Raw genomic sequence first — 23,057 nt, forward strand, 5'->3', positions numbered from 1 at the left:
TAAAAAATGGGCGCAAATTGTACGGTATTTACCACCAAAACGTTAGCGTTTTTGGCGTACGCTTTCAAAGTATTCGCACACTTCTGAGATGGCATTAAGTGTTCTGGGTGTCGGTCGGTTGATCCAGTCAGCATTCAATGACCAAATATGCCCGTCCTTTAAAGCAGGAACCTCATTCTTCCATTCAGACCACATACCGTCACTACTCATTGCATGACGCGAAGTAAAGATAACCTCTGGCTGGCGAGTGATGATTTGCTCGATGCTGACCTGAGGGTAGGGAGAGCCCGCGCTGGAAAATATATTTTCGCCACCACAAAAGGTAAACACCTCACTTGGCCAGTTTTTTCCTGCGACCGTGATGATCGGTTTTTCACTGAGTTGGTAAAAATAACGGACCTTGTCTTCGGTGCTGTATTTGTCTTTCAATGCTTTTAATTGGGTTCTAAAGTCATCAGCTGCTTTCAGGCCTACTTGTGGATTTTCACTGTACTGACTCAATTGTTCGATGTTGTTGGCAATGTCCATGAGTGAGCTGGACGTAGAGTAGTAAATGGGCACATCAAACTGGGCGAGTTTTTCCAATTCTTTGGCTGGATTACCTGAAGGCCAGGCAATGACCAAATCCGGACGAAGCGCAATGATACGTTCTAGCTTTATCCCTTGGTAATTGGAGACTTTCTCCAGTTTATTCGCTTGTTCAGGGTAATCACTCATTTCACTCACTGCGATCAATTTATCTCCCAGCCCTGCGGCGTAGGCAATCTCGGTCGCGTGTGGCGCTAAGCTAATGACACGTTGCGCTGGCTCGTTAGCCAATACGATTGATGAAAACAAAAGTGACATTGATACGGCAATTTTTGGCATCATAATCCTTGATAAATCAGTCCGAGAAGAAGGCTTTGGATAACAATCCAAGCAAAAATACGCCAAACCAAGATTGCTTGGATCTGCGCCAGATGTATGGCTGACGGCGCAATACGTCCACCAATTTTAGCTCGCTCTGCCCGTGTTCCTTGGTAAATAGCAGGGCCACCCAAAGAGAGTTGTAACTTGTGCCCGACACTACACAGCAACCACGCAGGCCCGGGTAACGGCCAGGATTGAGCTTGTTGGTTTATTCCGCTAATCACGGCAGAGAGACTCTTCCCAGATGCGATAAACAGAGCGAACAAGCGTAATGGAATGATTTCAAGTGCCGCGAGAAGTTGAATGGCGGGTTTGCCAAATGGTGAGTATTGTTTTCGGCTTGGTGACCAAGTACGTGCAAGTTCTGCGATGAGCCGGTAAAGGAAAGCACCGATACCACCCGTAAGTGCGTACCAGAACAGAACACAGACGACATTTCGGCCGTAGCCCATAATGATCGTTTCCGCTCCCGCTTTGCCTACCCCTAACAGAGAAAGGCTGTTTGTATCACGGTTGAGGTACGGTTTTAATCGTTGGCGACATAAAGGCTTGTCCTCATTGGACATAGCGCTAACGAGCTGTTTTGTTAACCTTTCACTACTTCGCCAATCTAACGCGAGCAGCAACAGTGCTAACTCGTATAGTGGTGCTTTCCATACCAGAGGCTCTAGCGCAATCAATAGCACCAAACAAGGCAATATCATGACGAGAATGGACAGGCTGCCTGCCAGCATGCTTTGTGAATAGCTATGGTGTCGATTCACCTTTGTGGCCAACTGCTCTGCTATTTTTCGCCATAACATTAAAGGATGAGCGGAGTGAGGGATAGGTAAAACGAGATGAAACAACAGTGCGCCCCACATGACAAGGAGCGCACCATTGGCATAAAGTTGCTGAAAAGTTTCTTCCATGAATGGTTCGATTTATTTAATCAGCTCGACTTATTTTACTAGCTCTAGCATTTTGAACACCATTTCAGAGGAACTTTCTGCCGCTAACGGTAAAAACTCTTCGAAGCTCATTGGAGATTCTTTGTCTGCTACGTCTGAAATGGCACGTACCACCACAAATGGCGTCTTGAACTGGTGGCAAGTCTGAGCAATTGCTGATGCTTCCATCTCTACTGCGATCACTGATGGGAAGTGCTCGCGGATAAATGCTTGACGCTCAGCGGTGCAAACGAAAGCATCACCAGTACAAATAAGGCCGCGTACCGCGTGTTTGTTTTCCATCTGGGCCAAGGCTTTTTCTGCCAGCTCCATCAGCTTTTCATCCGCTTTGAATGCCGCAGGTTGGCCTGCCATTTGGCCTATTTCGTAGCCGAATGCTGTTACGTCTGCATCGTGGTGACGTACTTCTGTTGAGATGACCACATCACCTAGGTTTAGACTGGAGTCGAAGCCACCAGCAGAGCCTGTGTTGATCACAACGTCAGGTTGGTATTCATCAAGTAAGATGGTCGTACCCACAGCAGCGGCTACTTTACCGATGCCCGATTGTAGAAGTACTACATCTACACCGTTAATTTGACCAGAGAAATACGTACAGCCTGCTTTGTTGACCGTCTGGCAGTTTGTCATTGCTTCTTTCAGGATGGTCACTTCTTGTTCCATCGCACCGATGATACCAACTTTCATAACACTCTCTTTGGGTAAAATATTCATTCGGGCGAGAGTATAACACTCCCCATTGCCAGTTTTCTATTTGATGAGCCCTGCGTCAGAGAGTTCTGCGCGTAATTGCTTTGCTCGCTTTCTATTGACGCCGAAATCGGAGTATCCAATACGAGATTCAGAGCGAACGATGAGCTTATCGTCACTGATTTTTAGCTCGAGATCGTCAACAAAGCGCATGATCTTGGATGTACATTCGATACGTAGATAATCGCCTTCTTTTACCGCTGTTTTTGCCCCCGGTAGTTTGAGAGCCGCTTGCTCAATCGCATCGAGTGTTGCGGACTCTGTCAGCAGGAATGGTTCAAGATAGTGCTCTTCACGAGAATCCTGGGTGGAAACACAGTTTGGTTTGTTGCCACATGGTGTTTGAGAGTGATCGGTCACGGTTGGTACTCCTTGGCTGCATGCGGTTAAGCTGAAAAACACGATAGAAAGGAGAGCGAAGTTTTTCATGGTATAGATTCCTTGTGGTAGGAATGTAGTCGTTCAAATTTTTTTGTTATGTAATTATATGTAATAAAAGAAAAAAGGACCCAATATTAGGGTCCTTTTGAGAGATTTGACGTGTTGAACGTTAAACATCCAGGTAGTCGAGGATACCTTCGGCTGCTTTTCGACCTTCGTCAATCGCAGTAACCACTAAGTCAGAGCCACGAACCGCATCACCACCAGCAAAGATTTTTTCGTTGCTGGTTTGGTACTGAAACGCTTGTTTCAGAGGCGCTTTAATTCGGCCCCACTGGTCAAGATCAACATTGAAAGGTGTTAACCAATCCATTTGATGCGGTTGGAAACCAAATGCCATGATAACGGCATCTGCAGCTAACACGTGCTCGCTACCTTCAACGGGCTCAGGGCGACGTCGGCCTGCTTCATCTGGTTCACCAAGTGCCGTTTTTACCACTTTTACGCCAGTTACTTTACCCGATGCGTCGACTTCTAACCCTAGAGGTTGAAGGTTGAACATGAATTTCACACCTTCTTCTTTGGCATTTTTGACTTCTCGGCGCGATCCCGGCATGTTGGCTTCGTCGCGGCGGTAAGCACAAATTACGTTGGATGCACCTTGACGGATAGAAGTACGTACACAGTCCATTGCGGTATCACCACCACCAAGTACCACGACTTTCTTACCAGCCATGTCGATATAAGGTTGGCTATTTTTCAGGTCCATCACTTTATAGGTGTTGGAAATCAAAAATGGCAGGGCGTCATATACACCCGGTGAATCTTCATTTTCCAAACCAGCACGCATGTTTTTGTAGGTACCCACACCAAGAAAGACCGCATCGTACTCATCGATAAGTTCTTGCATCTGCACATCTTTACCGACTTCTACGTTCATGCGGAAATCGACACCCATCTCAGTGAAAATACGGCGGCGATTTTCCATCACTCCTTTTTCGAGTTTGAAAGAAGGGATACCGAAGGTCAGCAGACCGCCAATCTCTGGATAACGGTCAAACACCACAGGTTTTACACCATTACGCACTAAAATATCGGCAGCCGCCAAACCGGCCGGCCCAGCACCGATGATGGCGACTTTTTTGTCGGTCCATTCGACTTTAGACATATCCGGCTTCCACCCCATTTCAAAGGCTTTGTCGTTAATGTACTTCTCGATGTTACCGATGGTGACGGCACCAAAGTCATCATTGAGTGTACAGGACCCTTCACACAAGCGATCTTGTGGACAAACGCGGCCACACACTTCTGGTAAGCTATTGGTTTGGTGAGACAGCTCTGCGGCTTCCAGAATACGCCCTTCATTGGCCAGTTTGAGCCATTGAGGAATGTAGTTGTGCACCGGACATTTCCATTCACAGTATGGGTTACCGCAATCCAGACAACGGTCAGCCTGTGCCGTTGCCTGTTGTTTAGTAAATGGTTCGTAGATTTCGACAAATTCAATCTTACGAATTTTAATTGGCTTTTTCGCCGGATCTACGCGTTGAACATCGATAAATTGATAAACGTTCTGGCTCATGATTCAAACATCCTCCATGACTTATTGGGCTTGAACGCGCAGTTCAGCAGCGCTACGACTTTGGTGACCAAGCAGAGTATTCAAATCTGCCGCTTGAGGTTTCACCAAGTAGAACTTCGGAATCCATTCATCAAAGTTCGCCAAAATATGCTCTGCGTGACTAGATCCGGTTTCTTCCAAATGTTCTGCAATCAGACCACGAAGATGTTCTTGATGTATATACAGGTCAGACAGTGAAATGGCTTCAACCGATTCGTTGTTTACACGACATTCGAAGCTCTGGTTCTCATCCAGTACATAGGCAAAGCCACCTGTCATACCGGCACCAAAGTTCACACCTGTCGCACCAAGAATCGCGACAATACCACCTGTCATGTATTCACATGCGTTATCACCAGCGCCTTCAATCACTGCGATAGTACCAGAGTTACGTACACCAAAACGTTCACCCGCTTTACCCGCAGCGAACAATTTACCGCCAGTCGCGCCATACAAACAGGTGTTGCCGATGATGGTTGCTTCGTTACATTTGAACGCGGTCCCTAAGTGTGGCTTGATGGCAATCTTGCCGCCCGCCATGCCTTTACCGACGTAGTCGTTGGCATCACCAGTTAGGTAAAGTTCTACACCACCGGCGTTCCATACACCAAATGATTGACCTGCAGTGCCATCTAGATGCAATTTAATCGGTGATGCCGCCAGCCCTTGGTTACCATAGCGTTTTGCAATTTCACCCGACAGGCGCGCACCTACTGAGCGATCGGTATTGATCACATTGTAGTAGAAGCTGGCTGGGCGACCCTCTTCTACCGCATCAATAGCGTCATCAACGATTCGCTGGTTCAGTTCTGCTCTGTCAAATGGTGCATTTGGCTCCGTCCAGAACAGTGGATGTCCTTCTGGAGAAACAGGGGCTTCTAGAATATTGGACAGATCCAATTTAGTTTGTTTGGCGGTGAATCCTTCGAGAGCCTCAAGTAGGTCAGTTCGACCAATCAAGTCAGTCAACTTCTCAACGCCAAGCTCTGCAAGCAGACCGCGTACCTCTTCAGCCAGGCCTGTGAAGTAGTTCATCACCATTTCTGGCAAGCCCTTGAAGTACTCTTTACGCAGGGTTTCATCCTGAGTCGCAACACCTGTCGCACAGTTGTTTAGGTGACAGATACGCAAGAACTTACAGCCCATTGCCACCATTGGTGCGGTACCAAAACCAAAGCTTTCCGCCCCTAAGATTGCCGCTTTAACCACGTCTAAACCGGTTTTCAGGCCACCATCGACCTGCAAGCGAATTTTATGACGCAGACCGTTGGCAACCAGAGCTTGTTGAGTCTCAGCTAGGCCTAGCTCCCAAGGGCTACCAGCGTATTTCACCGAGGTGAGTGGGCTCGCAGCCGTACCACCGTCATAACCAGAGATAGTGATAAGGTCAGCATAGGCTTTTGCCACACCTGTGGCGATAGTGCCAACACCCGGCTCGGATACAAGCTTCACCGAAACCAGTGCTTTCGGGTTGACTTGCTTCAGGTCGAAGATCAACTGAGCCAAGTCCTCAATCGAGTAAATATCGTGGTGAGGAGGAGGGGAGATCAGAGTCACGCCTTGCACGGAATAACGCAGTTTAGCGATTTCTGCCGTGACTTTATGTCCAGGAAGCTGACCACCTTCCCCCGGTTTTGCGCCTTGAGCAACTTTGATTTGCAGAACATCCGCATTGGTTAAGTAATGTGGCGTTACGCCAAATCGACCCGAGGCAATCTGTTTAATACGCGAGTTACGTTCGGTACCAAAACGGCGAGGATCTTCACCGCCTTCACCAGAGTTTGAGTAACCACCGAGACGGTTCATCGCCGTTGCAAGTGCTTCGTGTGCTTCTGGGCTCAATGCACCGATAGACATGGCAGCAGAGTCGAAACGTTTGAATAGGTCGTTTTTCGGTTCCACTTTATCCAGTGGTAACGGGGAATCGGCTTTCTTCAGTGTCATTAAGTCACGCAGCATCGCAACCGGACGTTGGTTTACCTGCTTAGCGTAGCTTTGATAGTCATTGATATCACCTGATTTCACGGCAGTTTGAAGCGTACTGACTACATCTGGGTTGTAGGCATGGTATTCACCATCGTGTACATACTTAAGCAAGCCACCTTGTTCAAGAGATTTACGTTTTGTCCAAGCTTTACGGGAAAGGTTGGTCAGATCTTGCTGGAAGTCTTCAAAGTTCGCCCCGGCAATTCGAGTGGTAACACCTTTAAAACAGAGATCAACAACTTGCTGGCTCAAACCCACTGCTTCAAAAAGTTGAGAGCAACGGTATGAGGCGATGGTTGAGATCCCCATTTTCGACATGATTTTGTACAAGCCTTTATTGATGCCGTACTGGTAGCTTTGCATCACGTCGCGGTAGTCTTTATTTAGTACGCCATCATCAACCAGCTTACCTAGCGCTTCATAAGCTAAGTATGGATAAACCGCCGTTGCACCGAAGCCAAGCAGTACCGCAAATTGGTGTGGATCTCGAGCCGTTGCCGTTTCGACCACAATGTTGGCATCACAGCGCAAGTTGGCATTGGCTAGGCGAGTTTGCACCGCCCCTACAGCCATTGCAGCAGGAATTGGCAGTTTGCCTTTTACTAAAGCGCGATCAGACAGTACGATCAGAACGGTGCCTTCACGAACCACTTGCTCTGCTTGATCACACAGGAAGTGAATGGCTTGCTCGAGGTTTCTTTCTTCCGGATCATAGTTGATATCGAGAATGGTATTACGATAGTGATCGTCACTCAGTCCAAGCAGTTGCTGCATATCGGAATAAAGCAGAACAGGTGAGTCGAACGTGACACGATGCGCGTGCCCGTCGGTTTCACAGAAGACGTTCATTTCCTGACCGATACTGGTTGCCAGCGACATCACGTGTTGTTCACGTAATGGGTCAATCGGCGGGTTAGTGACTTGAGCAAATTTCTGACGGAAGTAGTCGGTCACCAGGCGCTCTTTTGAAGACAGAACGGCCATTGGGGTATCATCACCCATGGAGCCCACTGCTTCTTGTCCCATTTCACCGAGGACACGCAGTACCTGGTCGATTTCTTCGTTATTCATGGCGAATTGCTTTTGGTAAGTCTTAAGCAAATCTTCGTCGAAATTACGCTCGCCCACCTGATCTGCAGGCAGTTCTGCAAACGGTGTCAGTTTGCGGACGTTGTTTGCCATCCATTCACGGTATGGGTGACGACTTTTCAGATCGTTGTCGATCTCGCTCGATTGCCACAATTTGCCTTTTCGGGTATCGATAACCAGTAGCTCGCCCGGACCTACACGACCTTTTTCTGCAACTTCATCTGGCGCGTAATTCCAAATACCAACCTCTGAGGCGAGAGTGATCAATTTGTCTTTGGTGATCACATAACGTGCCGGACGCAGACCGTTTCTATCTAAGTTACATGCGGCGTAACGACCGTCAGACAGTACGATGCCCGCTGGGCCATCCCATGGTTCCATGTGCTTCGAGTTGAAATCGTAGAAAGCACGCAGATCCTGATCCATATCTGGGTGGTTCTGCCATGCTGGTGGCACAAGCATGCGCATCGCGCGGAAGATGTCCATACCGCCGGCCAGGAATAGGTCCAGCATGTTATCTAAGCTGGAAGAGTCTGAGCCTGTTTCATTAACAAATGGTGCAGCGGTTTGCAGATCGGGTAACAGCGGAGATGAGAACTTGTAAGCACGCGCTCGCGCCCACTGACGGTTACCTTCAATGGTATTGATCTCACCGTTATGTGCCAGATAGCGGAACGGTTGGGCTAATGGCCAACGTGGTTGTGTGTTGGTAGAAAAACGCTGGTGGAACAGACAAATTGCTGATTCCATACGTAGATCGGCAAGATCCAGATAGAAGCGTGGTAAGTCTGCCGGCATGCAGAGTCCTTTATAGACCAGCACTTGGGTAGATAAGCTACAGATATAAAAGTCTGGATCTTCCGTGATCTGCTTTTCAATGCGACGTCTAGCTATATATAGACGGCGTTCAATATCTCGCTCGCGCCATCCCGCTGGTGCGGAGATAAATACCTGATGGATATTGGGCACGGAGTGTAGGGCAATCGGGCCCAGCACTTCGGAGTTTGTTGGTACTTCTCGCCAACCTGCAACGGTCAGAGTTTCTTGAGCGAGTTCTTTGTTAACGATTTCTCGCGCTTGCTGAGCTTTGATAGGATCTTGGCTAAAGAAAATCATCCCCACGGCATATTGCTTACCAAGGTTAAAACCATTTTCTTCAGCGACTAGGCGTAAGTAGGAATCGGGCTTTTGTAGTAGAAGACCACAACCATCACCAGTTTTACCATCGGCGGCGATACCACCACGGTGGGTCATACGGTCAAGTGCAGAAATTGCTGTACGAACCAGCTTATGACTTTGCTCGCCTTCCATATGAGCGATCAAGCCAAATCCACAGTTGTCTTTCTCAAGACTTGGATCATAAAGAGCCATTGCAATTCTCCCTTTGCTTATCTGTCATCCCGACAGATACATCAACACTGCTTATGTTGATAGTGATGACTAACTATGCGTCATTTTTTTGTTTTTATGTGTATTTATTCAATAAAAAGCGTTAAATATTTAACAACTTTTGACTGTTTTATTTTCATCAACTTCACAAGCTATAGGTTATTGTAAAAAAGGTCAAGTTATTAGTGGATAATCACGCGAATCAGGGATTTACCATTTAATTGGCTGAAATTATTCAATGATTTCAATTGGATATGAATTTGATTGTTACAATAAAGTAACATTTGCTGCTATGGGGAATAAAAAAGACCAGCATAAAATGCTGGTCAAAATAGAAAGACTGGAAGGAATTGTTTTCTTTCTTGTTGAACAACCAACAATATAATTATTGGCTGCTCAAAACTCAGAAAGAGGGAGGAGTATATCTCCTCCTATTATGCTGAAAGCATCAGCGAGTTTGCTTTTGCCTCTAGATGCGTACCACCCATCAGATAGTCGTCGATAGAACGAGCACACTCACGGCCTTCGTTAATGCAACGAACCACAAGTGATTGACCTGTACGCATATCGCCTGCAGCGAAAACGCCTTCTTGGTTAGTTGCAAAGCCTTGAGTTGCCACATTGCCACGATCATCAAGAGCGATGTCTAGCTGAGCCAGCACACCCGTTGGTTCTGGGTGTAAGAAGCCCATCGCTAGGAAAGCCATGTCGCATGGAATCACTCGCTCACTGCCTTCCACTTCTTTAAAGCTTGGGCGCTCGCCAGGTTTTGCATCTTCCCATACGATGTCGGCAATACGCAGACCCGTTACTTCACCTTTATCATTACCAACGAACTCTTTGGTCAGGATGTTCCAGTGACGATCTACCCCTTCTTCGTGAGAAGTTGAAGTACGAAGGATCATTGGGTACTGAGGCCACGGCATATTCGCAGGGCGTTTTTCTGGTGGAATTGGCATGATCTCAACTTGAGTCACGCTTGCTGCACCGTGACGGTTCGAGGTACCAACACAGTCAGAACCCGTATCACCACCACCGATTACCACAACGTGTTTGCCAGCCGCATGGATCTCTTCTGTTTTCAGATCCATATTGTTTGCACGGCGGTTATTCTGTGCAAGGAACTGCATTGCGAAGTAAACGCCGTTTAGCTCACGTCCTGGTACCGGAAGGTCACGAGGAACCGTAGAACCGCCAGTCAGTAGTACCACATCGTATTCTTGACGTAACTGCTGAGCGTTGACGTCAACACCAACGTGTTGGTTCACTTTGAACTCCACACCCGCTTCAGCCATCAGGTTGATCTTACGATCAATCACTTCCATGCTCAGCTTAAAGTCAGGGATACCAAAACGTAGCAGACCGCCGACTTTTTCGTCTCGTTCAAATACCGTCACTGAGTGACCCGCGCTGTTCAGCTGCTCAGCCGCAGCCAGACCTGCAGGGCCTGAACCGATGATTGCAACGGTTTTACCTGTACGAGAGCGCGGAGTTTTTGGCTTGGCGTATCCTTCACGATACGCCGTTTCCACGATGGTTTTCTCGATATTACAGATGGTGATTGGGTCTTGGTTAATTCCAAGTACACAAGAACTTTCACACGGTGCAGGACACACACGACCCGTAAATTCCGGGAAGTTGTTTGTCGAGCTCAGAATGTTCCATGCTTCTTCCCAGCTATCGCGGTAAACCGCATCGTTAAACTCTGGGATGATGTTACCAATTGGGCAGCCGTTATGACAAAACGGCACGCCACAGTCCATACAGCGAGAAGCCTGAGTATTGATCTTGCTACCAAACTCCTCGTTCAGAACGAACTCTTTGTTGTTCTTGATACGTTCAGCGGGATCGATCTTCTGTGGAAGTTCACGACCATGCTCTAAAAATCCAGTAGGCTTACCCATTACACTGCCTCCGCTTCAGTTTGTTGTGCCTCAGCTTTACGCTTTTGAAGTACCGCTTTGTAATCGCGCGGCATTACCTTAACCATAGAGGCTAGGCTAGCTTCAAAGTTGTCTAGGAAAGACTGAGCAACTTCACTTCCTGTGAATTGAACATGCTTAGTTAACATGTCTAGTAACAGATCTTTATCTTCTTGTTCGATAGGATCCAAGTCCACGAGCTCTGGGTTCAGTTTGGACTCGAAGTCACCTGATTTATCCCATACGTACGCTACACCACCGCTCATACCAGCAGCAAAGTTGCGACCTGTTGAACCAAGGATGATCGCTGCACCGCCAGTCATGTATTCACAGCCGTGGTCACCCACGCCCTCTACCACAACTTTCGCGCCAGAGTTACGAACACAGAAACGCTCACCAGCCATACCGCGGATGAAAGATTCACCAGAGGTTGCACCATAGAAACATACGTTACCTACGATGATGTTGTCTTCAGCAACAATGCTAGAGTTCGCATCTGGGTACAGCACTAAGGTACCGCCAGACAAGCCTTTACCCCAGTAATCGTTCGCGTCACCTTCAACTTCGAACTTCACACCTTTCGCAAGGAATGCACCGAATGACTGACCAGCAGAGCCTTTGAATTTCACGTTCATTGGTTGTGGCAGACCTTGGTCTTTGTACACTTTCGAGATCTCGTTCGACAGCATAGTACCCGCAGAGCGGTCAGTGTTGACGATAGGGAACTCAGCGTTAACAGCTTCACCTTTCTCAAGCGCCGGAATAGCGGCTTGGATCAGTTTGCGGTCTAGTACCGATTCAAGGTTGTGGTTTTGTACCGTTTGGTTGTGTACACCGTCCGCTTCACGTGGTTGCTCAACGTGTAGAACAGGAGACAGATCCAGGTTCTTGTATTTCCAGTGAGAAACGTCTTGGCGAACACGCAGTTTCTGGCCTTGGCCGACCATCTCATCGATCGTACGGAAACCAAGTTCAGCCATGATTTCACGCAGACCTTGAGCCATGTACTGGAAGAAGGTCACAACATCTTCTACGCGGCCATCAAAGCGTTCACGCAGAGTTTTGTTCTGAGTTGCGATACCGACTGGACAGGTGTTCTTATGACACTTACGCATCATGATACAGCCTTCAACAACCAATGCTGCGGTTGCCACGCCCCATTCTTCCGCACCTAGCAGGGTTGCGATTGCAAGGTCACGTGGCGTCTTCATCTGACCGTCAGCCTGAACAACGATACGGTTACGCAGACCATTCTTCAGAAGAGTCTGGTGTGTTTCTGCCAAACCTAGCTCCCAAGGAAGGCCAGTGTGACGGATAGAAGACATTGGTGAAGCACCTGTACCGCCATCGAAACCAGCGATCAGTACCACGTCCGCTTTCGCTTTCGCTACACCAGATGCGATGGTACCAACACCCGCTTCAGACACGAGTTTCACGTTAACACGGCCTGCACGGTTCGCGTTTTTCAAGTCGTAGATTAGCTGAGCCAAATCTTCGATCGAGTAGATATCGTGGTGTGGCGGTGGAGAAATCAGACCGACGCCCGGAGTCGAGTGACGAGTCGCACCGATCCAGTCATCCACTTTATCACCTGGTAGCTGACCACCTTCACCTGGTTTCGCACCTTGAGCCATCTTGATTTGAAGCTCTTCAGCGTTAGTCAGGTAGTAAGACGTCACACCGAAACGACCCGACGCAACCTGTTTGATTGCTGAGCGTTCCCAGTCGCCGTTCTCTTTGCGCTCGAAGCGCATTGGGTCTTCACCACCTTCACCAGAGTTCGATTTCGCGCCTAGGCGGTTCATCGCAACGGCGAGTGTTGAGTGAGCTTCGTAAGAGATCGAACCGAATGACATTGCACCCGTTGCGAAACGCTTAACGATGGTTTCAAGTGGTTCAACTTCGTCGATAGAGATAGAACCTGCAGGGTTCTTAATGAACTCTAGTTGGCTACGCAGTGTAACGGCATCATCGCCTTGTTTATCTACTGCGCTCGCGTACTGCTTGAACTGATCGTAGTCTTTATTACGAGTCGATTGTTGAAGCAGAGAAATTGTTTCTGGGTTGAATAGGTGTTTTTCACCACGTTGTTTCCATTGGTAAACACCACCAACATCTAGCATTTGAATTGGGATTTCACGTTGTGGGTAACCCACACGGTGACGAACCAAAACTTCTTTTGCAATGTCGTCCAGCGTCAGACCCTGGATACGAGAAACCGTACCAGTAAAGTATTTATCGACGACAGACTTGTGAATACCAAGTGCTTCGAAGATCTGTGCACCATGGTAAGACTGCAGCGTTGAGATGCCCATCTTAGAGAAGATCTTCAGCAGACCACCGTTGATTGCTTTACGGTAGTTGTTGAACAAATCGCTTGGATTTGCTTCTGGATCGAGCTTTTTCGTACGCTGTAGTTGGATGATGCTCTCGATCACCAAGTAAGGGTTAACCGCGTTCGCACCGTAACCTAGCAGCGTTGCAAAGTGGTGCGTTTCACGTGCGTCACCTGTTTCTACCACGATGTCACATTTCGCACGCAGACCTTTACGGATCAGGTGGTGATGGACTGCGCCAACCGCCAGCATTGCCGGGATTGCTGCGTGGTTAGAGTTTACTGCACGGTCTGTCAGTAGAATGATGGAGTAGCCATCAATGACGGCGTCTTCTGCGTATTGGCAGATGCGTTTTAGAGCGCGCTCAAGTTTGCCTTTGTCTTCGCTTGCCTGGAATACGATGTCCAGTGTCTTCGCTTGTAAGTGCTCGTTATCGATAGCACGCAGCTTTTCAAGCTCAGAGTTAGCTAGTACTGGAGATTCCAGCTCTACTTTTTGACAGTGAAGTGGTGTTTCAGTCAGTAAGTTCTGATCTTTACCTAAGTAAGTGTTCAGTGACATAACCATGCGCTCACGGATCGGGTCGATCGGCGGGTTAGTCACCTGAGCAAACAGCTGCTTAAAGTAGTTTGATAGATGCTGAGATTGGTGAGACAGAACCGCTAGCGGCCAGTCCGCACCCATAGCTGATAATGGCTCTTTACCATCATTTGCCATTGGAACGATGATTTCGTTCACTTCTTCAGTACTGATACCAAATGCTTGCTGACGATGCAGCAGATGCTCCGGTTTAGGCTGGCTAAACTGGTTGCTCGCTTCTGGAAGTTTTTTCAGACTGAGTAGGTTCTCTTCAACCCATTTATCGTAAGGCTGAGAAGTCGCAATGGTGTCTTTCACTTCTTCGTCAGAAATGATTCGGCCTTGCTCCAGATCCGCCACAAAAATACGACCAGGTTGCAGACGACCACGGAACTCAACATTTTCTGGTGCGATGTCGACTACGCCAGATTCAGACGCCATAACCAGGAAGTCATCTTTCGTTACTGTGTAGCGAGAAGGGCGCAGACCGTTACGGTCAAGCGTTGCACCTACTTGAACACCATCAGTAAAACATACCGAGGCAGGGCCATCCCATGGTTCCATAATGTTTGCGTGGTACTGATAGAATGCACGACGCTTAGGATCCATGTTTTTATTTTCTTGCCATGCTTCAGGGATCATCATCATCAACGCATGTGGCAGGCTGCGACCAGAAAGAACTAGAAGCTCAAGCGCCATATCGAAGTTAGATGAATCTGAGCTGCCTTCTTGACAGATAGGCAGAAGCATATCGATTTCAGCCTGAGTGAACAGATCGGATTCGATGATCGCTTCACGGGCTTTCATCCAGTTCAGGTTACCGCGAACTGTATTAATTTCACCGTTGTGGGCGATGTAACGGAAAGGCTGTGCCAGACGCCATTTCGGGAACGTGTTGGTAGAGAAGCGAGAGTGTACCAGTGCCAGTGCAGTCACCATGGTTGGGTTTTGCAAATCTAAGAAGTACTGAGGTACTTGCTCAGTGGTTAACTGACCTTTGTACACCAATGTCTTGTATGACATTGAGTTAATGTAGAAGTCGTCGCCAATGTTCGAAACGCTTTCCAGACAAACTCGCACTGTATAGTTACGCAGTACATAGAGTTTACGCTCAAGCTCTTCAGGAGTGACACCAGGACCGCCAGAAATAAACACATGCTCAAATTGAGGCTCAGTGCTTAGCGGATCGGCGCCAATCATTGAGTTGTCAGTTGGTAAAACGCGGTAACCGATGACTTCAAGATCCAGGCGTTTGGCATTACGCTCTAGAATGTCACGGCACTGTTCACGTTTGTATTCGTCTTTCGGGAAAAGAACGACACCAACACCATATTTTTCGAAAGAAGGCAGTTTTATGCCTAGCTTAACGGCTTCTTCTAATAGAAATTCATGAGGTTTTTGTAGCAAGATACCAGCGCCGTCACCACTGCATGGGTCACAACCTTGACCGCCACGGTGTTCCATGCGCGCCAGCATATCCAATGCTTGCGTTACTACTTCATGAGATTTACGGTTTTTAAGGTGAGCAACAAAACCGATACCACAAGCGTCATGCTCCAGTTCAGGAGTGTACAGACCCTGTGAATTTTGCTCTCTATCTACCATAGCTACCATAGATACATCCTTCCAGTTCAATGTAGACGCGAAAACTCCAGACAGACTGATCCTGTCTAGGTAAACTTTATTTGCGTCTTGTCCTTTATATTTATGATTCGCCACCGGTCGAGGTTGACCAGTCTTGATTCCTTTCCGTATCTCGCAGGAAAAGTGTTGCGAGAAAAACAATCCTTGGTGATATCTCTTTATTATTTGCCACTTATTGGTGACTTATATAGGTAGGAGTGAGATAACACCGATAATCCCGCAGTCCGTGTTGTAATCAAAATGACAAAAACTACGTGGATACGTAAGTATCCTACAATTTTGTTACTTCGGAATGCAACGAAAAGTCGACGTTGTGACCCATTTTTTTTGTTTAATTATGCATATTTTGTTTAACAATTACGCAACATTGCTGGTTTTTATATGTATTTATGCAGGTTTATTGATTTTGACCAGTCTGTAACTTGTTCGGATTGATTAATATTCTGTGTTTTTTCTTGCAATGGTGTAATTTATTTACACTAATCGTAGTGAGATTGATTGCAGTTCTCGATTGGTGGGGTTTTATGCAGTTACATGAGTTGGTCAACACATTAGGCCAGGATCTTCAGCGCCGATATGGCGAAAAAGTTCATAAATTAACCTTGCATGGTGGATTTAGCTGCCCTAATCGAGATGGCACGATAGGCCGCGGAGGATGCACATTTTGTAATGTTGCGTCTTTTTCCGACGAGGAAGTACAGGTTAAAAGCATTCATGATCAACTCAGTGATCGTGCTGGAGAGATCCAACGTGCGAAAAAGTATCTAGCCTATTTTCAGGCATACACGAGTACTTATGCTGAAGTTCAAGTGCTCAAAAGCATGTACGAAGAGGCATTAAAAGCGGCAGATATCGTTGGTTTGTGTGTTGGTACCCGACCTGATTGTGTTCCAGATGCCGTGCTGGATCTGTTGTCTGACTACGTCAAGCAAGGTTATGAAATCTGGCTAGAGCTTGGTTTACAAACCGCTAATAATAAAACGCTAAAGCACATTAACCGCGGTCATGACTTTGAATGTTATGCTGAGATAACTAAGCGTGCTCGGGCTTTAGGCATTAAGGTGTGTACTCATTTGATCGTAGGATTACCCAAAGAGTCTCGCCAAGATAACGTGGACACGATGAGCAAAGTACTCGAGGTGGGCACGGATGGCATAAAGTTGCATGGTTTGCACATTGTTGAGGGCAGTACCATGGCTAAAGCGTGGCGCGCAGGAAAGCTGGAAGCCCCTGAGCTAGAAGAGTATGTCGCTATTGCTAGTGAATTAATCCGCATGACCCCGGCGGAGATTGTTTATCACCGTGTCTCTTCTGCTGCACGCCGTCCGACGTTACTTTCCCCTTTATGGTGTGAAAACCGTTGGCTAGCAATGACAGAAATTGGTCGTGCATTGGATATAGAAGGCGCTCAGGGGAGTTTGACTGGTAAGCCTTTTATCTATAAAAAGCCCCAACTTAAAATCGAAGTTAGTACTAACATCTAGTTACAAACGACTAGCGTCAGTGGCCTACATGCCCAAGTATTTCAAGCATACTTGGGCTCATGAGTTACCTTATCGTTTCCATCCTCTTTAAACGTCGCTTTAGACTCTTTTCCAAAGCCTCTTTCATTCTTATGTATTACGCATAAGAGCGATGAAAGTGAAGTTATTGCCAACGCTTTGTGACCTCTTGCTCTAAGTTGATAGTGAGCAGTTTAAATCACCGTATCAAACACGTTAAACTGCTGGTACTTGGTGTTTTTCCATTATTCCCCTGATTTTTTCTTTAGCACCAAGGTGAATGTCTAATCTTCAGGGGTGATATCTAGCTTTGCGCCGTGGAGTCGTGAATGAAACCGATGAAAAATCTCGCCCAGTATTATGTCGACCTTCTGGTTAAACTGGGGATTGTCCGTTTTTCAATTTTGCTGGCACTTGCGCTGGTGGCGTTGGCTGTCGTGGTACAAGTCGGTATTACCTTGGCACTTAAGGGCCGAGTTGACGATATTGATATCGTTCGCTCAGTGTTCTTTGGTCTGCTAATTACTCCTTGGGCGGTGTACTTTCTGTCGGTGGTTGTCGACCAGTTGGAAGAGTCGCGCCAAAGGTTAACTAAGCTGGTTTCCAAGCTGAAAGACATGCGCTCGCGTGACCAAGAGCTGAACTTCAAGTTGCAACAGAATATTGAAAAGCTCAATCAAGAGATTGAAGAACGTATTAAAGCAGAAGAAGCGCGCGAAGAAGCGATGAAGGATCTGGAAAATGAGGTCTTTCAGCGTGAGCGAACGCAGTTAGAGCTCGCCGAGCGAACCGCGCTTTTACGCTCCTTCATTGATGCTTCGCCAGATTTGATTTACTACCGAAATGCGGATGGTGTGTTCTCCGGCTGTAACCGTGCTATGGAAGAGCTGACCGGTAAGAAAGAACATCAGTTGGTGGGTTTAAGCCCTTGGGATGTGTACAGCAAAGAAATCGCACAGCCAATCGTTGATACGGACCAGAAGGTCTTTACTGATAATCAGGCCATTACCTATGAGCAATGGCTGGAATACCCGGACGGTCGCAAACATTACTTTGAACTGCGCAAGGTCCCGTTCTATAGCAAGGATGGTCGTCACCTTGGTTTGGTTGGTTTTGGGCGTGATATCACCGAGCGTAAACGCCACGAGGAGTCGCTGGAAAAAGCTAGCAGGGATAAAACCACCTTCATTTCTACCATCAGTCATGAACTTCGTACGCCACTCAACGGTATTGTTGGTTTAAGCCGAATGCTGCTTGATACTCAACTGACGGAAGAACAGCGTAAGTACATGCAAACCATCAATGTCAGTGCGATTACGCTTGGAAATATTTTCAACGACATTATCGATATGGATAAGTTTGACCGCCGCAAACTAGAGTTATTACCTGAGTCGCTTAATTTCGAAGACTTTGTCGCAGAAATAGAGAGTATCTCTGCGTTGATGGCTGAACAGAAAGGCTTGCGGTTTGACCTAGAACGTTTGAGCGATTTACCGAAAGCGATTGAAGTTGACGCCACCCGCTTACGCCAGGTTATTTGGAACCTGGTCAACAACGCCATGAAGTTCACCAAAGAAGGCGGTGTGGTAATGACGGTGAGTGCGGATGTCGAAGATGACTTCGCGACCATTATTATCGAAGTGGAAGATACCGGTATCGGTATTCCTGAAGAAGAGCTGAATAAGATTTTTGCCATGTATTATCAAGTTAAATCAGGCAAAGATAACTTGCATGCGGTTGGTACGGGTATTGGACTGGCTGTCTCTAAGCAGCTGATCAATATGATGGATGGTGATATCTCCGTAGCGAGTGAAGAGGGTTATGGCAGTACATTTACCGTTTCTATTCATGTTCCAGTTGTGACTCCAGAAGAGCCTATCATCGACGCACAACGAGATAATGTTCACTTAAATATCTTTATGGTTGAGGATATCGAACTGAACGTGACTGTGGCGAAATCATTATTGGAAAGCTTGGGCCATTCAGTCACCGTTGCCATGACAGGACAAGAAGCGTTAGTCAATTTTGTTCCGGAACAGTATGACTTAGCTTTACTAGATATTCAGTTGCCCGATATGACCGGCTTCGATGTGGCTAAATACTACCGAGAGCACTACGATAACTTGCCGCCATTAGTTGCGTTGACAGCAAATGTGCTAAAAGATCGTAGAGAATATCTGCAAAACGGCATGGATGATGCCATCAGTAAGCCTTTAGCTGTGCATGCCATTCAGTCTGTTATTGATAAGTTTTTTATGCATAGAGTGGAAAAATCACAGCCAGTTGAGGTTCTTGAAGTGAAGGAAGAACCGACACCACCCCCAGTGATAGAGACGCATTTGCTTGACCTCGATATGCTGGAGTCTTACGTTGATATTGTAGGTTCGAAGCCTGTTTATGACAGTATCAAAATGTTTGAAGAGATGATGCCTGATTATATTGAAGTTCTGGACTCCAATATGATCGCGAAAGATAAAGACGGCATCGTGTCAGAAGCGCACAAAATCAAAGGTGCAGCAGGTTCAATTGGTCTGAAACGCATTCAAAGTGTCGCGCAAAAAGCCCAGTCTCCTGATATGCCCGCTTGGTGGGAGAATATTTCAGATTGGGTCGAAGAAATAAAAAATGAATATCTCAATGATATTCAAGTACTAAGAAGTTGGTTAGAACAAAGGAAATAACATGAAAAAACTTGCATCAGTGGCCATTGCTACTGCATTGCTGACGGGTTGTAGTGCTGTTCCTGAAGTGAATTGGAAACAAGACAGCCAGATAACGATTAATCAAGTTAATGTTGAGCTCAAGAGTAACCTCTGGGTAAATCTGATGCCGACAATTGGTGAGTCTCAGGCGCACAACCTTCACGGTTCTCTCTCTTTAGAAAGTGATACGCAGTTACCTGCCAATCTGACAGTAGAAGCTTTGATTATCAAACAAGGTGATGACCAGTGGGTGCTGGACGAAGACTCACTGGACACTCGGACTTATAGTGAAAACCAGTGGGAAGTCGCTTTTACCTGGCAAAATCAACTTAACACTGAAAAGTGGGTTGAGCTGGCAATACTATTGGATGATGCTGGTAAAAAACGTTGGCTGGTAGAAAAGTATGTGGAGATAAATAAGGTCTACTAGCTCGTCTTCGGCATAGAAAAAGGGCTTGCTCCAATGAGCAAGCCCTTCGTATTTCTTGTGGTTAGAATTAGTCTTCTAAATCGCCACAGAAGCGGTAACCTTCACCATGAATCGTTGCGATGATTTCTGGCGTACCTGATACCGATTCGAAGTGCTTACGAATACGACGAATGGTAACGTCAACAGTACGATCGTGTGGCTTCAGTTCGCGGCCTGTCATCTTCTTAAGAAGGTCGGCACGTGTTTGGATCTTGCCTGGGTTCTCACAGAAGTGTAGTAGAGCTCGGAACTCAGAACGAGGCAGTTTGTAGCTATCACCTGACGGGCTCACCAGTGAACGGCTATTGATATCTAGCACCCAACCGTTGAATTCGTATTTTTCTACCGAGCGTTTTTCTTCTTGAACAGCACTTGCGCTCATTGAGCGGCTTAACAAGTTGCGAGCACGGATAGTCAACTCACGTGGGTTGAAAGGTTTAGTGATGTAATCATCAGCACCAATCTCAAGACCTAGAATCTTGTCCACTTCATTGTCACGGCCAGTCAGAAACATCAGTGCGATGTTTGCTTGTTCGCGTAATTCACGTGCAAGTAGAAGACCATTCTTGCCTGGAAGGTTAATGTCCATAATGACCAAGTTGACAGAGTTGTCTGATAATACTTGGTGCATCTCTTCACCGTCACTGGCTTCAAAAACAGCGTATCCCTCTGCTTCAAAAATACTCTTAAGAGTGTTACGAGTTACTTGCTCATCTTCAACGATCAGAATCTGCGGGGTTTGCATTGGCGGTACCTAAATTTGTGACAAAATTGTGCTAATAGAATAAATTCTAGGCAAAAATATAACATACAGGTAATGAAATTTTGATAATAAATCAAGTTAATCAAAATTACACTTCTTTCAGTTATCCGCCTTCCATAGAGATTTACCAGCTCACCAACATCCCGTGGCGACTTTTATTCTAGTGGGATATTTACCTTTCATTTCCAGTTTCTTATTGGGGGAGGAAACGTAAACACCCTAGTTATGGGGCGAATTTTATATTGTTAACAGCATGCTAACAATGCTCAAATGTTAATTCCATGCAGTTTGTTGATTTACATCAATTGATGAATTTTAACCGTTATTAATCATTTAAGAGTTATGATAGAAAAAAATAATAAGAACATCGACGCATCGTTATGGCATGCTTATGCAAATTCTTTTTTCCACTTTGAAGCGAAGTGGAATGTTTTGAGCTATGTGGTGATAACTGCTTGGAACCCATACAGTAATTTGCGGTCAAAAGAAGATAATTGCATACTTAATCAGATGCTAGAAAAACGCCTAAAACACGTTAATTATGTGCCACTTATAGTAGGTGATAGAACCTTTGAATGGTGCGAAGAGAGTTTTGCGGCGGAGATCTCAATAGAAGACGCGATATCACTGGCAAAAGAGTTTCAGCAAAACGCGATTTATTATGTCTCTCATGGCGACATTTATCTTATTGCTTGTCGTGAGCCAAGCAATCGATACAAGGTCGCTAAGATGAGTGACCGACTCGTATAACGGAAACAGGATACTACTCGTTGGAGCTTATCTCGGACGAGAAAATTCACGGAGGAAATATGAACGATATAACACCAGATATATGTGACCAATTTGAAGACCAAGTAACGTTGCTGAAATTGCCACTACAGAATTTCGGACAACGTACCGCGTTTTATGGCGAAATTGTCACAGTGCGCTGTTATCACGACAACTCCAAGGTACGAGAGGTGCTTGGACAGGATGGCAAAGGGAAAGTGTTAATCGTAGATGGGCACGGATCATGTCAAAAAGCGTTACTCGGTGATCAATTGGCTATTCTTGGCATTGAAAATGGGTGGGAAGGAATTATTGTCTATGGCGCCGTGCGTGATGTGGCGCAACTATCACAAATGGATATTGGAGTACAAGCGCTTGGCACATGTCCGTTTAAAACAGAAAAGCGAGGTATGGGTGAGGTCAATGTGACAGTAACGATGCAAAACCAATTAGTGCAGCCGAAGCATTATGTGTATGCAGACTGGAACGGGGTACTGATCTCAAAAGAAAAACTGGAGTTTTAGAAGCGAAACCCTAATCCTACCTCAAAGCCTTGTTGCCAATCTTGATAATCTAGAGTGGCGTGAATATCTAACTTGTCAGTAATTTTTACACGACTAGACACCTCGGCAGCAAGGCCTCTGTCTTCTTCATCAACGCGCTCGTTGGTGTCAGCTTTGAAAGAACGTAGGGTACTCTTAACGGTGACACGATCATTAAAGTGGTAGCTAACGCCACTTAAAAAGCCACTTTGATTCTGGACTGGGGAGTTGTTAACGCGTGCACCCACATAGAGATCAACTGAGTCAAACAACTCGTACGAGTAACCGCCGTCAATGTTCCATACATCGAAGCTATCTGTTTGGTAGCTATCACTTGAGATAAACAATTTGTGTGGGGAAGTAATGGTTGCCCCTGGAAGGGTAGGTAGCTCAGTAGCCAAAGAAACACTAGGCATGACAAACAGTAACAGAAAAAGCCATCTTTTCATGCTCACCACTCCTTGTATTTCACGATTTTGATTTTTATTGGTATGTTCAACGCTTCCCAATATTAAAGCATATAATATGAAAGTCAGCTCATTTATTTCCTAAATAATTAGCTCTCATGGACAGTGATCACACTTAAGTTGCTGTGAAAGAGTTGTTACTGTGCATTTTCTTTGATCTTGGCCGTTTTAGTGAAGATCTCGATGAATGTGGGGGGAATGTAAGTTTTTCTATACAGAAAAAAGTGGGTAATTAAATATTACGGTAAATTTTTCAAAAAAATGAATTTTAAAACTATTCGTTTAATT

Annotated in this window: 15 protein-coding genes; 5 read left to right on the plus strand and 10 right to left on the minus strand. The window is 46.2% G+C overall.

The features are described 5' to 3' along the window. Positions 1-42 precede the first annotated feature (42 nt). The 8 genes from btuF to gltB (L3V31_RS16255) all read right to left on the minus strand — a co-directional run bounded on the left by btuF (position 43) and on the right by gltB (L3V31_RS16255) (position 15,517). Positions 43-867 carry a vitamin B12 ABC transporter substrate-binding protein BtuF gene (btuF, locus tag L3V31_RS16220; RefSeq protein WP_237317396.1) on the minus strand — a complete coding sequence of 275 codons (825 nt, stop codon included), beginning with the start codon at positions 865-867 and terminating at the stop codon, positions 43-45. Then, positions 867-1,820, minus strand: coding sequence for a cobalamin biosynthesis family protein (locus tag L3V31_RS16225; protein ID WP_237317397.1), 954 nt, complete (start codon positions 1,818-1,820; stop codon positions 867-869). Before L3V31_RS16225 ends, btuF begins: the two co-directional genes overlap by 1 nt. A gap of 30 nt (positions 1,821-1,850) precedes the next feature. Then, on the minus strand, positions 1,851-2,546 hold the full coding sequence (mtnN, locus tag L3V31_RS16230; protein ID WP_237317399.1) for a 5'-methylthioadenosine/S-adenosylhomocysteine nucleosidase: 696 nt from the start codon (positions 2,544-2,546) through the stop codon (positions 1,851-1,853). Between the two features lie 63 nt (positions 2,547-2,609). Continuing rightward, positions 2,610-3,038 (minus strand): DUF1499 domain-containing protein, encoded by a 429-nt coding sequence (locus L3V31_RS16235; RefSeq protein WP_237317401.1) that lies wholly within the window; start codon positions 3,036-3,038, stop codon positions 2,610-2,612. A 121-nt stretch (positions 3,039-3,159) separates the two neighbouring features. Further along, complete coding sequence (locus L3V31_RS16240; protein ID WP_237317403.1) at positions 3,160-4,572, minus strand: FAD-dependent oxidoreductase; 1,413 nt, start codon at positions 4,570-4,572, stop codon at positions 3,160-3,162. A gap of 21 nt (positions 4,573-4,593) precedes the next feature. Then, on the minus strand, positions 4,594-9,057 hold the full coding sequence (gltB, locus tag L3V31_RS16245; protein WP_237317405.1) for a glutamate synthase large subunit: 4,464 nt from the start codon (positions 9,055-9,057) through the stop codon (positions 4,594-4,596). A gap of 452 nt (positions 9,058-9,509) precedes the next feature. Continuing rightward, a complete protein-coding gene (locus L3V31_RS16250; RefSeq protein WP_237317407.1) occupies positions 9,510-10,979 on the minus strand; it encodes a glutamate synthase subunit beta in 1,470 nt (489 codons plus the stop codon). Next, positions 10,979-15,517: a glutamate synthase large subunit gene (gene gltB / locus L3V31_RS16255; RefSeq protein WP_237317529.1), complete on the minus strand. Its 4,539-nt coding sequence runs from the start codon at positions 15,515-15,517 to the stop codon at positions 10,979-10,981. Before gltB (L3V31_RS16255) ends, L3V31_RS16250 begins: the two co-directional genes overlap by 1 nt. Positions 15,518-16,080: 563 nt before the next feature. Here gltB (L3V31_RS16255) and L3V31_RS16260 point away from each other — a divergent pair. The 3 genes from L3V31_RS16260 to L3V31_RS16270 all read left to right on the plus strand — a co-directional run bounded on the left by L3V31_RS16260 (position 16,081) and on the right by L3V31_RS16270 (position 20,190). Further along, on the plus strand, positions 16,081-17,040 hold the full coding sequence (locus tag L3V31_RS16260; RefSeq protein WP_237317409.1) for a TIGR01212 family radical SAM protein: 960 nt from the start codon (positions 16,081-16,083) through the stop codon (positions 17,038-17,040). Between the two features lie 347 nt (positions 17,041-17,387). Beyond that, positions 17,388-19,739 (plus strand): aerobic respiration two-component sensor histidine kinase ArcB, encoded by a 2,352-nt coding sequence (arcB, locus tag L3V31_RS16265; protein ID WP_237317411.1) that lies wholly within the window; start codon positions 17,388-17,390, stop codon positions 19,737-19,739. Between the two features lies 1 nt (position 19,740). Beyond that, positions 19,741-20,190 (plus strand): hypothetical protein, encoded by a 450-nt coding sequence (locus L3V31_RS16270; protein WP_237317413.1) that lies wholly within the window; start codon positions 19,741-19,743, stop codon positions 20,188-20,190. Between the two features lie 67 nt (positions 20,191-20,257). Here L3V31_RS16270 and arcA read toward each other — a convergent pair whose 3' ends face one another. After that, on the minus strand, positions 20,258-20,974 hold the full coding sequence (gene arcA / locus L3V31_RS16275) for a two-component system response regulator ArcA (protein WP_020335906.1): 717 nt from the start codon (positions 20,972-20,974) through the stop codon (positions 20,258-20,260). A 360-nt stretch (positions 20,975-21,334) separates the two neighbouring features. Here arcA and L3V31_RS16280 point away from each other — a divergent pair, with 360 nt between their 5' ends. Together L3V31_RS16280 and L3V31_RS16285 are read left to right on the plus strand one after the other, a co-directional pair. Beyond that, positions 21,335-21,742, plus strand: coding sequence for a DUF3293 domain-containing protein (locus tag L3V31_RS16280; protein WP_237317415.1), 408 nt, complete (start codon positions 21,335-21,337; stop codon positions 21,740-21,742). 59 nt (positions 21,743-21,801) lie between these two features. Further along, positions 21,802-22,284, plus strand: a complete 483-nt coding sequence (locus L3V31_RS16285) for a putative 4-hydroxy-4-methyl-2-oxoglutarate aldolase (protein WP_237317417.1) — start codon at positions 21,802-21,804, stop codon at positions 22,282-22,284. Here the strand turns inward: L3V31_RS16285 and L3V31_RS16290 are convergent. Further along, positions 22,281-22,751 (minus strand): ribonuclease regulator, encoded by a 471-nt coding sequence (locus L3V31_RS16290; protein WP_237317419.1) that lies wholly within the window; start codon positions 22,749-22,751, stop codon positions 22,281-22,283. The genes L3V31_RS16285 and L3V31_RS16290 overlap by 4 nt on opposite strands. Positions 22,752-23,057 lie beyond the last annotated feature (306 nt).

It is taken from the genome of Vibrio sp. J1-1, assembly GCF_021728395.1.
Lineage (GTDB): Bacteria > Pseudomonadota > Gammaproteobacteria > Enterobacterales > Vibrionaceae > Vibrio.